This is a genomic window from Brevibacterium sp. 91QC2O2 (genome assembly GCF_024580695.1).
GTDB lineage: Bacteria > Actinomycetota > Actinomycetes > Actinomycetales > Brevibacteriaceae > Brevibacterium > Brevibacterium moorei.
Genome location: NZ_JANIJY010000030.1, coordinates 17,555 through 30,145, shown reverse-complemented (window position 1 = coordinate 30,145; position 12,591 = coordinate 17,555). Strand labels below are relative to the sequence as shown.

Genomic DNA, 12,591 nt, shown 5'->3' with positions numbered 1-12,591 from the left:
ATCGTCAAGCAGTTCCAAGACCGCCACGGCATCGCCGACATGGTCATCGCCGCCGACGCCGGCATGCTCTCATCCAAGAACCTGAGGGACCTCGACGATGCGGGCCTGCGGTTCATCGTCGGGTCCCCACAGACCAGGGCACCCGGCGACCTGGCCACGTACTTCCACTGGGAGGGCACCGCCACCGACGACGGGCGCGTCGTCGACACGATCACCCCGCGCGGGACCAAGGGCCTGGACCCCGACCGGGTGAAAACGCGGGCCGAGCCCGTCTGGTCGGCCGAGTCTCATCCGGACGCGTGGCGCGCCGTATGGCAGTTCCGCCGGAAACGCGCCGTACGAGACCGGCAGACGCTGAACCTGCAGCGCAACAAGGCCATCGCCATCATCGAGGGCGACAAGCCGGTGAAGAAAACCCGGTTCGTGCGGATCAAGGACGCGAAGAAGTCCTTCGACGAGGCCTCCTACGATCGGGCGATGAGCCTGGCCGGCTGGAAGGGCTACCTGACGAACCTGCCCGCCAGCCTCATGACGGCAGGCGAGGTGATCGGGAATTATCACGAGCTGTGGCACGTCGAGCAGTCGTTCCGCATGTCCAAGACCGATCTGCGGGCCCGGCCGATCTTCCACCACACGCGTGACGCAATCGAGGCGCACCTGACGATCGTGTTCACCGCGCTGGCCGTCGAGCGCTACCTCTACGCGGCCACTGGCTGGTCGAAGAAGCGCATCATCACCACGCTCAAGCCGATCGTCGAGACTAGTGTGACGATCGCCGGGCACACGATCGCCGCGGCCGACCCCATCACCGAGGCTGCCGCCTATATCCGCGACGCCGTCACCCCGCCAGGGTAACTAACGTTGTGGAAGTCAGGTCGGAGTCGCCGGAACTGTGGTGGAAGGACTTTCGACTACAGCAGCTTGAGGCGGTCAACCGGAGAAGTACGTTGAGCGTATATCGCTGCGTCGGGTCTTGCCTGCTGGATCGTATAGCGAGGCTTGAGCGGCGATGAGCTGGTGAGGTCGTTTGTTTTTGGACAGTCCATCTGCCAGGAGCTGCTCGAACCCCTCCGGTATTCCCCCATCTTTCGTCTGCACCGCCAGGATGGGGACCTTTCCTGATTCCGCATCGTCAAGACCGACGCAGCAGGAAGATATGACTTGAGGGTGCAGATTGCTTACGGACTCAATCTCTGCTGGGAACACATTCACGCCGCCGACGATCATCATGTCCGATCGCCGGCCGCTGGGATAAATGTATCCGTCCTCATCCTGCCATCCCATGTCTCCTACGGTTTCCCACCCGTCATCGTCGACTTCGGCGACAGCGCCGAGGCATCGGCATCGCGCCTCATCCATATCTCACCGACAAGTCCAGTGGAGAGTTCGTTACCGGCGGGGTCGCGTATGCTGAAGGCCCCACTGACCGGACGTCCTACGGAGCCCGGGTGACTGAGCCATTCGCCGCCTGCTGCTCGGTTGCTGCGAATATTTCATAGATGGCGTCGACCCCCAGCCAATCGATGAAGGCATGTTTGAGCCATGGCGGGCATGGCGCGGCAAGATGGACGAGCTTTCGCAGGCTGGACACGTCGTATGCCGATTGTGTTTCTTCGGGAAGTTTCCAGATGCGCTGCATCATGGTCAGTACCATATAGGCCCATGCAACGTGCTCCGAGTTGATCAAGGGGCAAGGCTCCTTCCGCATCGAAACGATCCATGAGTACGGCCTGCAGTCCGGAAACCAGGCTTCCTGAGACAGCGGTGAAGGGAACGTTGTGGTACAGCGGTGCGGTCATAAGACAGGCCCCACTTGTAGGAAGCCGGGAGAGTTCGATCAGGCCTTGGAAGCTAGCCGGCATACCAGGGCTGCCTGAAGCTATTACCTTGGGGTTTCCAGTTGAACCTCCTGATGTAGGCGCTTTGAGAGCAGGTGCGGACACGGAGACGAGTGGGTTATCGGGCAGATCAGCGGTCCCGTCGAAGGATCTCAGCCGGTTCACGGACACGGATCTGTCGGTGTCGTCGAACACAAGAGCAGGTGCGGCAAGATCGATCAGGGCGTCGATCTCACGCTGTACGAATATGCTGGAAACCGGCATCGGAACCGCTCCGATCTTAAGTGCGGCGATGGTAGCCACTGGATACTTCAACGGTTTCGATGACGCGATGAGAACGAAGTCGCCTCGTCCAACTCCCATGGATGCGAAAAGACGTGCAACGCGATTCGTCAGGGCCTCAAACTCGGCATACGTCAGTCTCTCGTCAGAGGACACGAGTGCGGTCATTCCGCCACGTATTTCGGCTAGATTTGTTGAATGTCTGCTTGTGTTGCACTGCGGTGGCGGTCTCGGGTTGGCTCACGGTTCCGTCCCTCTCGATTGCAACTTTGCTCTCGTCTGTATGGCGGGAATAAATTTTGTTCTTTTTTCTATCACACGTTGGGTGACCGCCGCGCGGCCCCAGCGGCGTGGAAGGCACATGTCTCCTACGCGTGCTTTTCTCATCTGCGAAGCCACTCCATCTTCTCGAAGGACTGGCTTCTGTCCGCAGCTATTTCCCGGAAAATACGGGCCGGCGCTTGTTTAAGAAGGCATCTCCTGCTTCGACGGCATCGGCGCTGAAACCGGTGGCGATGTGCCGTGGGGCCTCATGCCGCATTGCCTCGGCGAACTGGAGATTGTGGGCGTCATTGAGATTGGCCTTGATCCCGGCCAGTGCCAATGGAGGTGCGTCTTCGAGTGTCGTAACGATTGCTGCGACTTCCGCTTCGAAGTGCTCGGACGACAGCACTTTAGTGGCCAGTCCGAGTTCGTAGGCGCGAACCGCTGAGACCTTCTCATTGAGGTATAGGAGTTCAGCTGCTCGCGCGGCGCCGATAAGCCGGGTCAGTGACCAGCTAAGACCGAAGTCCCCACTCATCCCAGCGGTGAGGAACGCCGAACGAAACACTGCCTTTTCGTGAACCAGGCGGAGGTCGCAGGCTGCGGCGAGTGCAAACCCCGCGCCTGCAGCCGCACCGTTGACTATCGCGATGGTAATGGCGGGACCTTCACGCAGCAGCTCCGCGGCACGTGTATGGTAGCGCAGGTTGTCGATAGCTCGGTTTGGGTGAGAACGATCGTGAGTTTCTGTGAGGTCTCCACCCGCACAGAATGCCTTGCCGCTGCCGGTGATCGTGATGATGTCGACGCCGGAGTCGTTGAGGTCTTCAAGGGCAATGGTGAGTTGGTCGAGAAGCGCATTGCTCATCGTATTCATGGCATCTGGTCGGTTGAGAACGATGCGCGCGGATTTTTCGGAGCGCTCGACGATGATTTCTGACATGTGTTTCCTTCCTTATTTGCCTTCATACTCTGGGACTCGGTGTTGTTTGAACGCGGCAAGCCCTTCATCTGCATCCCGCGTATTGTTGGCAATTTGGCAGGCGAGCTCGGCCGTCTGAAGCGCTTGATCGAGCGTCTGATCGGTGGCGCTGTGTACTAGTCGAGTCAGGAGGCGCGTGGTTATGGGCGCTGTTGAGGCGATACTCTCGCAGAGTGCAAAGACAGTGCTTTGCAGTTCATTCGGCTCGACGACTGAGGTGACCAAGCCTCTATTGGCCGCCTCGGTCGCGGAATAAGTGATACCGGTGAGCATCATCAAAAGGGCCTGGTCGGCGCCCATGACGCGGGAAAATAACCAGGCGCCGCCTTCGTCTGGTAGCAACCCGACTTTACTGGCTGGATCGCCAAAGGTGGCAGTAGTGTCTGCGATTCTCAAGTCGCAGGCTAACGCAAGTGCTAATCCGCCGGCGGTGCAGGCCCCCGAAATCTGTGCAATGGTCGGCTTATCGCAGGCTTGCAGAGCGCGGATCGCGCCGTGCATACCGTTGCGCACGACGGTTGCGTGTCCAAGTTGGTCGTTGTGTCCTGTGCTGTATTCCTCAGCTGACTTGAGATCGCCTCCCGCACAGAAGGCCGTGTCGCCGCCGGTAATGATGAGCGACCGGAGACTTTCATTGATCCCGAACTCTGTGATGGCTTCAGCCAGTTCTTGGGCAGTGCGCGAACGGTATGCGTTCCTCACATGTGGCCGCTGGATCGTGATGACTCTAGTGGCAGGGGTACGGTCTTCGATAGTGATGTCGTGCAACGGGGGATGAGCGCGCATCGCCTGCCCAGTTGGATCGTTTTCGTGCGAACTCAGAGCACTCATGTGCTACACCATCCTTCAGCGATTGGTCGGCTTCCTTGCCGATGGCATAACTGTACATGATGTCAATAATCGACGGGTACCATGAAGTCGAGGTGCACACTGTAACCGAGAGGGATGATCGAGAGGGATGATGTGGGATGCCGAAGACGCTCGATGAGCTGAGCGCCAAGGGTCGGGAAACCCGGACTCGAATCATTTCGTCTGCGCAGAAGATATTCGAACGTGACGGATTCGTCAGTTCGCAGGTATCGGACATCGTGAAAGATGCAAATGCTGCGTACGGTACGTTCTACACATACTTTGATTCGAAAGAAGCGGCGTTCGCCGCCGTCATCGAGGCGCAGGAACGGGAAATCGCCGGTGCGGCAAACGTCTCGTCTGCTCCACATGCTACGGTGCGAGAAGCCGTAGAGAGCTCGAACCGAGCCTACATAGAAGGCTATGCGCGACATACGCGGCTACTGGCGGCCTGGTTGGAGGCTGCCGCGGTGAACAAGGTGCTGAGTGAAAAGCTGGAAGCGCTCACGGAGGCCAATATCGAACGTACCGAGAAGTCTCTGGCGCGGCTCAAGCGCCAGGGTAAAGTCGCTGCTGATATCCAACCCTACTATGCCGCCAGGGCCTTGAACGCCATGGTGATGCACTCCTCCATTCGGTTGTTTCGCGATGCCGCAGACGACGTCGACGTAGACGCTGCCGTCGACACCGTTACGAACATCTGGTGTAGGGGAATCGGGCTCGCCGAAGAGTGAGGCGCGGTTTGATGGGCTGATGGCGGCTCGGGCTTTCGAATACCCTTGGCGGCTCTCTTCTGGCACAAAAAATGATATTGACATCGACGTCAGTTCTGAACTAATGTTTTAGACGGGCGCCGAGCTGGCGCAGGAGTTCTGCGATGAGGGAGGACCAGATGCTGCAAGTTGCTATCACGGGACGGGGGGTCATCTCCAGCCTGGGAAACACGATCGGCGAGTTCAACGCCGGCCTGGACCGAGGGAAGTCGACAGCGGTACATGCACCGTGGGCTGACGAAGCGGGAGGCAATCTGTTCTATGCACCGGTCCGCGAGTTCGATCCGTCCAACTGGCTTGATGAGAGGACTGCGCGCGGAACAGACCGCTTCGCCCAATATGCAGTGGCAGCTGCTACCAACGCACTGGCCGATGCGGGCATCGACGAGCCTGACCCGTTGCGCACAGCTGTGGTGATGGGCACCTCAATGGCCGGGGCGCAAACGCTCTACGACGCAGACGCTGCTTATCGAGAGGGTGGCTTTGCTGCGGTACCAAGGAAAGTTCAGCTCATGGCGTGGCCCAATATGGCCGCTGGCCAAACCGCCCTGCGGTGGCGCCTCCATGGTCCGTTGCTTACGGTGTCGACGGCATGTGCGTCATCCCTCGACGCTATTGGAATCGCGGCACGCATGATTGAAGCGGGGCTTGCGGATACCGCAATCGTCGGTGGCACGGACAATGGGCAGGCCAAGATCAGTGGGATGGCGGCGGCGCAGTATGGGATGTCCCCGACTGACGTTGCAGACCCGACGAAGATCTGCATGCCCTTTGACGTCCATCGGAGGGGAGTCATCCCGGGAGATGGTGCCGGAGTCATTGTTCTGGAGAACCTGGCGCACGCTGAGAAGCGAGGTGCCCGTGTACATGGAATTGTGCGCGGCTATGCCTCACTGTCAGATGGATACCATCCTTCCTCCCCCGATCCGTCGGGGAAGTGGGAAGTCGAAACGATCCGAGCAGCGCAGATTGACGCTGAAATAGCGCCTTCCGATATCGGGGCGGTGGTCGCCCACGGGACCGGAACTCCGGTGGGAGACATTTCCGAAATCATTGCGATCAACGAACTTTTCCCGCCAGAGGTCGCCGTAACTTCGCTCAAGGGAACGCTCGGGCATACAGCGGGCGCGGCGGGCGTTATGGGTGTGATCGCCGGCTTGCACACCATGGATTCTGGTACTCTGGCGCCGACGGCGAATACCACCGAGCTCGAACCCGAGGTGAGTTTTCGGGTGCCGTTAGGCTCTCCTTCTGCTGTGACCGGGGACGCCTTCCAGGTGAATGCATTCGGGTTCGGGGGCCAGAACGCCTCGTTGGTGGTAACGCGCGCCTAGAGGCCGCCGCTTTCAAATCTGAAGACAACGATTGAGGACAATGATGTCTGATTTCCTATTTACGCAGAATTTAGGTCGAGCCACCGATTATGGATTGTGCTTCTTCCCGGATAAGCCTGCACTGGTACAAGCAGGAATGCGACTTACCTATAAACAACTAGACCGCCGAATCAACAGGGTCGCGCAAGGTCTTTCCGCTGCAGGGCTGCGTCGCGGCGACCGTGTGCTCATCTTGTGGGAAAACGACTTGCGATTTGTTGAGACTGCATTGGGTGCGATCCGCGGTGGATTCGTGGCAGTGCCGGTCAACCCTAAATTGGCGGTTCAGACGCACCAGGAACAACTTGAGGACAGCGGTGCACTGGCGGTACTGGGCAGTGCCGCGGCGGGAGAAATTGTGTCAAAACTGGCACAGCATAACCCGCTCATGCTCAGTGTGGCCGTCGACGGTGAGGCACACGGACTGGTCGATTACGAAGGCTGGCTATCGAACGTGTCACCGGCGTCTCCCGACGTTTTAGTGGACCCTGATGAGTTGGCCTGGCTGGCATTCACCTCGGGTACGACCGGACGCCCCAAGGGCGTGCAGATTCCGGGCCGGATGTTACTGAGAGATTCACAGCTGATCGGTCAGAATCTCTATCTCAATCCGAGCGACAGAGTAGTTTTGGCGGCCCCTCTGTTTCATATGAACGCGGCTGCGTGCGGCCTCCTGCCGGTTCTGTTGACTGGCGGCACTGTGACGGTGTTGCCCGGTTTTGAACCACAAATGGTTCTGAGAACGATTTCTGAACAACACATTACATATTCGATTGGCGTGCCTGCGATGTTCAAAATGATGCTCGCGGAAGCCGACAATCTGTCCGATCAGAACTACCGATCGCTGCGTGTCATCGCGTGTGGGTCGGCTCCCCTGCCGCCTAGCCTTAGTGCGCAGCTGAGCGGAGTATTTCCCAATGCGACCTTCGTTGAGGGGTACGGTCTGACGGAATGTGGACCGTGCTTGTCGATGAATCCGCTGATCGGCCCGCGCCGTGCAGGTAGCATTGGGCGTCCGTTGCCAGGTTTTGAAGTGAGAATAGTAGGTTCTGACGAAGAGGATATCCCGCCCGGGGGGACCGGAGAGCTGTGGTGTAGGAACGCGTATTGTGTCACCCCGGGTTATCTGGGACGTCCGGAGGAGAATGCTCGCCGGATCAAACCCGGCGGTTGGTTCGCCACGGGTGATCTTGCATACCAGGATGACGATGGGTGGCTGTACTTTCGTGGACGTGCAGACGATCGAATAAACGTGGGGGGAGAGAAGGTATACCCCGCTGAGGTCGAAGCCATTCTGGCTCGGCACGCTGCCGTTAGGGACGTAGCGGTGGTTCCCTCTCCCCATGAGGTGAAGGGCCAGGTTCCTGTTGCATTCGTTGTACTGGAAACCGGAGCGAAGACAACTGAGGAGGAACTTCGGGAGTACTTCTTCGCAGAGGGACCGGCATACGCCCATCCCCGATGTATCACTTTCCTAGATCAGATGCCACTTTCTGCAACTGCGAAGACAGACAAACGTGCTCTATCCCGTGACGCAAGGAGCGGGAAACTATGACGGGGCCGTTGTCAGGTGTGAAGGTTGTCGATATGTCCCGGTTGGCACCGGGGCCGGTGGCTACGCAGTTGCTCGCGGATCTGGGTGCCGAAGTCGTGTCCATTGGGGGTGGGCGAGCAGGTACACCCATCGAGGAGGCATCGCGGGGCAAGACCTTTATCTCGCTCAATTTGAAAGATGGAAACGGACGGGCGGCATTGGACCGTCTGGTCAGTACGGCAGATGTCTTCGTTGAGAGTTTCCGGCCCGGGGTAGCCGAACGCCTTGGGGCCGGATACCCGCGTCTGTCCGCGCTCAATCCGGCCCTCGTATACTGCTCGATCACGGGCTATGGGCAGGAGGGCCCGATGGCACAAGCTGCTGGGCACGATATCAATTATCTTGCACAGACCGGCGTATTGGCAATGCTCGGGCCCACCGAGGGATTCCCCACTGTTCCGTTGAACCTGGTAGCGGACTTCGCAGGGGGCTCCCTCGTTGCGGCCTTTCGAATCTGTGCTGCACTCGTTGACCGGGACGACACAGGGAAAGGTCAATATCTGGATGTGGCGATGGTGGACGGGGTTCGTGCACTCATGCCGATGAATTATGCGACGTGGAAGACCTCTGCAGCGCCAGAACGGGGCCGGAGCGTTATCGGAGGGGAAGCTCCCTTCTATCGTTGCTATGAAACAGCCGATGATCGGCTCGTCGCCGTTGGAGCGCTTGAGCCGCAGTTCTTCGCTAGATTGTGGAATACCCTGGGCCTGGGCGAGGTCCCGGCACAATACCCACGATCGCAATGGCCGGCCATCGAAGAAGCCCTAGCGGTGAAGTTCAAAACCCGTTCGCGCGACGACTGGGCTGCAGAGTTCGCGACCGTCGACGCATGTGTGTCCCCCGTGCTGACGCCCGATGAACTGGACGCGGATCCGCAGCTTGCTGCTCGGCACGGGACGGGATGGGGAATAGAGGGACCACCCATTGACATCGCGACGCGCGACATTCGGAGAGGCAGAACCGACAGGACGGATCGAACGGTTCCGGTGTTGAGAGGGCTTGGACTTTCGGAAACTCAGATAGCAAAAGCACATGACTTAAGTGAGCCAGCAGGGCTTACCAAGTGGCCGGAAATGTAGTCGAAAGAATACAAGTATATTGGTATTCAATCATGTATTGGTAAAGGGGTAACTAAAATGTCGAATGAAACATTGAAGCAGGATCGGCGTGTCGCAATCGTTACAGGTGCTGCGCAAGGAATTGGCGCTGCCGTCGCGGAGCGGCTGCTGCGTGAGGGCCTCGCGGTGGCGGCAGTCGACATCGACGGAAAAACTCTCGAGGGCACCGCTGCGCGGCTTTCTGGGTTTGGACCAGTCCATGCGATCACTGCAGATGTCCGCCAGGAGTCCGCGGTCGAGGCCGTGGTGGAATCTACTGTAACGACGCTCGGCAAGCCAACAGTATTGGTCAATGATGCTGGATACATTCGTGACAACCTTCTGTTCAAGATGGACTTGAATGACTGGGATGAAGTCATGGACATCCATCTTCGGGCGCCATTTATGCTTACTCATGCAGTCCAGGGATTCATGGTTGAGGCCCAAAACGGGCGGATAGTGAACCTATCGTCTATTGCGGCGCTGGGGAATCGGGGGCAGGTTAACTATAGCGCCGCCAAGGCGGGTATCCAGGGATTCACGCGAACGCTTTCCTTGGAATTGGGCCGATATGGAATTACCGCCAATGCTATTGCTCCAGGGTTCGTCGAGACTGCCATGACCCGTCAAACAGCGGAGCGGATAGGCGTACCGTTCGAGGACATGAAGAAACAGGCTGAATCACAGATTGCCCTCCGTCGAGTGGCGCAGCCCGAGGATATAGCAAACATCGCGGCGTTCCTTATCAGCTCGGACGCGGACTACGTTACGGGGCAGATCGTGTACGCGACTGGCGGCCCAACTGTATAGGGCTCCGCCGGATGGATCTCGCGCAGACACCATCTGAGCGCGGGAACTACCTACTGTAGTAGGTAGTTCCCGCGCTCAGATGGTGTTTATGTGGATGAGCCGGTTGCGTGGATGAGCCGGCGCGCCGCAGGCGCCCGCTACAGCACCTGGCGACCGCCGAGGAAGACGTGCGAGGGCGCCAGGTCCAGCCAGGCCTCGGGGGCCAGGTCGAAGGGATTGTCCTGCAGGATCTGGAAGTCCGCGAACCTGCCCGGGGCCACCGCCCCGGCACGGTCCTCCTCGAAGTTCCCGTAGGCGGCATTGCTCGTGTACATGGCCAGGGCCTCGGCCAGGGTGATGTTCTGGACCTCGTCGAGCACGCGCCCGGACCGGGTGGTGCGGGTGACCGCGCCGTAGACGCCCTCCCACGGATTGCCATTGGTCACCGGCAGGTCCGAATTGCCCGGCGCCACGATCCCGCGGTCGATATAGGTGCGGTGTGGCAGTAGGCGGTTGAGGCGGTCCTGGCCGATCGCCTCGGGATAGGAATCGCCCAGGTGGTAGACGAAGCTGATCGACGACGAGGCGATCAGCCCCCAGTCGACCATGGTGTCCAGCTGTGCATCGGTGGGCAGGGAACAGTGCTCGATGCGCACCCGGTTGGCCTTGACCCAGTCGAGTTCGCCCGACGCCTCCAGGGCCTCGAGCGCCTGGCCGATCGCCGCATCGCCGATCGCGTGGATCGCCATCCGCAGGCCCCCACGGGCCGCACGTCCGAACGCCTCGGTCAGCCTGCTGGTCGGGTGGGTCAGGATGCCGGTGTCGTGAGTGTGCTCGTACGGGGTGCAGGTGGCAGCGGTCTTGCCGCCCAGCGAGCCGTCGAGCTGGAACTTCACGCCCTGGATGCGCAGCATGTCATCGCCGAACCCTGACTGCACACCGGCACCGATAGCGGCGTCCATCATCCCGACATTGCCCGACAGGGGAATCGCGTAGAGCCACGGTCGCATCCGCACGCTCAGCCGGCCGGCGTCGTGGAAGCGCTGGTAGAGGCGCATGGTGTCCGGGTTCGCCAGGCAGTCGTTGACCGTGGTCACGCCCCAGGCGTTGAAATCCTGCTGCGCCAGTGCGAAACCGTGCTCCATATCCGCCACGGTGTCCGCCGGCAGTGCCAGCAGGCCCTTCGCATCCTCCTGCACCAGTCCGGTCAGGTGTCCTGCGGGATCGCGGACCAGCTTGCCGCCGTCCGGATCGGCCGTGTCATCGTCGATGCCCGAGGCCGCCAGGGCCGCCGAGTTCACCACCGCCATGTGCCCGCAGGTCCGCTCGATGTAGACGGGGACATCCGGGGCCACCGAGTCCAGGTCCGCGCGGGTCGGCATCCGGGCCTCGGCGAAGTAGGTCTCATCCCAGCCGGTGCCCACGATCCACTTCCCGGCGCCGGCCCCATCGTCACCGGCACCCGTCCCGGCCGCCCGGGCGGCCACGGCCTCGGCCACCAGGGCGAGGACATCGGCGATGCTGCCCACGGAGCCCGGGCGCAGGTCCAGGGTCAGCTTGTTCAGGCCCCAGCCCACGGGATGGCCGTGGGATTCGGTGAACCCGGGCAGCAAATGGGCCCCGCCCACGTCGATCGTCTGGGCCAGTTCGGCTCCGGCGGTGGCGGCCGCTGCGGCGTCGCGGGCTCCCTGGCCGGCAGGGGCGAAGCCCGCCACCCTGCCGTGGTCGACGATGACGTCCTGGGGTGCGGAGAACCCCTCGCCGGTGAACACGCGGGCATTGGCGAAGACCTGGACGGCCGGAGCCGCGGGTACCGCGGCGTCGGTTCCCGAGTCCGGGCCCGCGCCGGGGCCATAGGCGGAGTAGTCGAAAGCGGGGTCAGTCATGGGTGCTCCTTTGCTGTCGTGTCTGTGTGGTCGTGGTCGGATGTCTAGGCGGCGTTCCCCGCATGGGCATCCGGCTTCAGGCGGATTCCAGGCTGAACCCGGGCGAGCCCGGGATCGAGTCCAGAAGGTGCCGAGTATAGGGGTTCTCCGGGGTGGACAGAATGCGGTCGGTCGGTCCCGACTCGACGATCGCCCCACCCTTCATCACCAGAACCTCATCGCAGACGTTCTGGATCACCGCCAGATTGTGGGAGATGAACAGGAGGGAGAAATCGCGCTCGGCCCGCAGCTCGTCCAGCAGCTGGAGCACCTGGGCCTGCACGGACACGTCGAGGGCCGAGGTGATCTCATCGGCGACCACCAACTCGGGATCGCGCAGGAGCCCGCGGGCCACCGCCAGGCGCTGCCGCTGCCCGCCGGAGAACTCGTGCGGATAGCGCTCCAGACTGTCAGCCGGCAGGGCCACCCGATCCAGCCACCGGACCAGCTCGGCGCGGCGCGAACCCGGCCGGGGCGCTCGCGGGTCCAGGGCCTCGACCAGGGACTGTCCCACGGTCCGGCGCGGATTGAACGAGGAGAAGGGATTCTGCGGGATGTAGGCGATCGTCCCGCGGGCGGCCTTCTTATACGGATCGCCCTTCTCGAAGGTCTGCCCCGCCAATTGCACCGAACCGCCGTCGAAGCCGTAGACGCCGCAGGCGATCTTGCCGATCGTGGACTTGCCGGAGCCGGATTCGCCCACCAGTCCCACCGCGGTGCCGCGGGGGATGCGCAGGGAGACCCTGTCGAGCACGGTTTTGGCGAAGATGCCGTGGCCGAATCGCTTGGTCACCTCGTGGATTTCCAGGATGTTCTCCGTCATGG

12 protein-coding genes and 1 pseudogene are annotated in these 12,591 nt (G+C 60.9%); 6 read left to right on the top strand and 7 right to left on the bottom strand.

What is annotated here, in order from left to right; translation table 11 throughout:
* Positions 1–855: IS1634 family transposase (locus tag NQ036_RS14325; protein ID WP_257059758.1), on the top strand; the 855-nt coding region annotated here is incomplete at its 5' end.
* Positions 856–930: 75 nt separating this feature from the next.
* Here NQ036_RS14325 and NQ036_RS14320 read toward each other — a convergent pair.
* From NQ036_RS14320 to NQ036_RS14305, 5 genes and pseudogenes are all read right to left on the bottom strand, one after another.
* Complete coding sequence (locus NQ036_RS14320; RefSeq protein WP_257050002.1) at positions 931–1,284, bottom strand: hypothetical protein; 354 nt, start codon at positions 1,282–1,284, stop codon at positions 931–933.
* A gap of 151 nt (positions 1,285–1,435) precedes the next feature.
* Positions 1,436–1,687: a hypothetical protein gene (locus NQ036_RS14315; protein WP_257050003.1), complete on the bottom strand. Its 252-nt coding sequence runs from the start codon at positions 1,685–1,687 to the stop codon at positions 1,436–1,438.
* Positions 1,688–1,715: 28 nt separating this feature from the next.
* Positions 1,716–2,288 (bottom strand): annotated as a pseudogene (locus tag NQ036_RS15875) (AMP-binding protein); the annotation flags it as partial.
* A gap of 265 nt (positions 2,289–2,553) precedes the next feature.
* On the bottom strand, positions 2,554–3,327 hold the full coding sequence (locus NQ036_RS14310; protein ID WP_257050004.1) for an enoyl-CoA hydratase-related protein: 774 nt from the start codon (positions 3,325–3,327) through the stop codon (positions 2,554–2,556).
* A 12-nt stretch (positions 3,328–3,339) separates the two neighbouring features.
* A complete protein-coding gene (locus NQ036_RS14305) occupies positions 3,340–4,197 on the bottom strand; it encodes an enoyl-CoA hydratase/isomerase family protein (protein WP_257050005.1) in 858 nt (285 codons plus the stop codon).
* Between the two features lie 137 nt (positions 4,198–4,334).
* Here NQ036_RS14305 and NQ036_RS14300 point away from each other — a divergent pair, with 137 nt between their 5' ends.
* The 5 genes from NQ036_RS14300 to NQ036_RS14280 all read left to right on the top strand — a co-directional run bounded on the left by NQ036_RS14300 (position 4,335) and on the right by NQ036_RS14280 (position 9,862).
* Complete coding sequence (locus tag NQ036_RS14300) at positions 4,335–4,949, top strand: TetR/AcrR family transcriptional regulator (RefSeq protein ID WP_257050006.1); 615 nt, start codon at positions 4,335–4,337, stop codon at positions 4,947–4,949.
* Between the two features lie 143 nt (positions 4,950–5,092).
* Complete coding sequence (locus NQ036_RS14295; protein WP_257059756.1) at positions 5,093–6,322, top strand: beta-ketoacyl synthase; 1,230 nt, start codon at positions 5,093–5,095, stop codon at positions 6,320–6,322.
* Between the two features lie 40 nt (positions 6,323–6,362).
* Positions 6,363–7,916: a class I adenylate-forming enzyme family protein gene (locus NQ036_RS14290; protein ID WP_257049936.1), complete on the top strand. Its 1,554-nt coding sequence runs from the start codon at positions 6,363–6,365 to the stop codon at positions 7,914–7,916.
* A complete protein-coding gene (locus NQ036_RS14285) occupies positions 7,913–9,034 on the top strand; it encodes a CaiB/BaiF CoA-transferase family protein (RefSeq protein WP_257049937.1) in 1,122 nt (373 codons plus the stop codon). The genes NQ036_RS14290 and NQ036_RS14285 overlap by 4 nt, the downstream gene beginning before the upstream one ends.
* 57 nt (positions 9,035–9,091) lie before the next feature.
* Positions 9,092–9,862 carry an SDR family NAD(P)-dependent oxidoreductase gene (locus NQ036_RS14280; protein WP_257049938.1) on the top strand — a complete coding sequence of 257 codons (771 nt, stop codon included), beginning with the start codon at positions 9,092–9,094 and terminating at the stop codon, positions 9,860–9,862.
* A 137-nt stretch (positions 9,863–9,999) separates the two neighbouring features.
* On the opposite strand, the gene NQ036_RS14275 is transcribed toward NQ036_RS14280, so the two are convergent.
* Both NQ036_RS14275 and NQ036_RS14270 read right to left on the bottom strand, forming a co-directional pair.
* Complete coding sequence (locus NQ036_RS14275) at positions 10,000–11,727, bottom strand: amidohydrolase (RefSeq protein WP_257059754.1); 1,728 nt, start codon at positions 11,725–11,727, stop codon at positions 10,000–10,002.
* Between the two features lie 76 nt (positions 11,728–11,803).
* The gene (locus NQ036_RS14270; RefSeq protein WP_257059751.1) at positions 11,804–12,589 is read right to left on the bottom strand and encodes an ABC transporter ATP-binding protein; all 786 of its coding nucleotides are present in this window, start codon (positions 12,587–12,589) and stop codon (positions 11,804–11,806) included.
* Positions 12,590–12,591 lie beyond the last annotated feature (2 nt).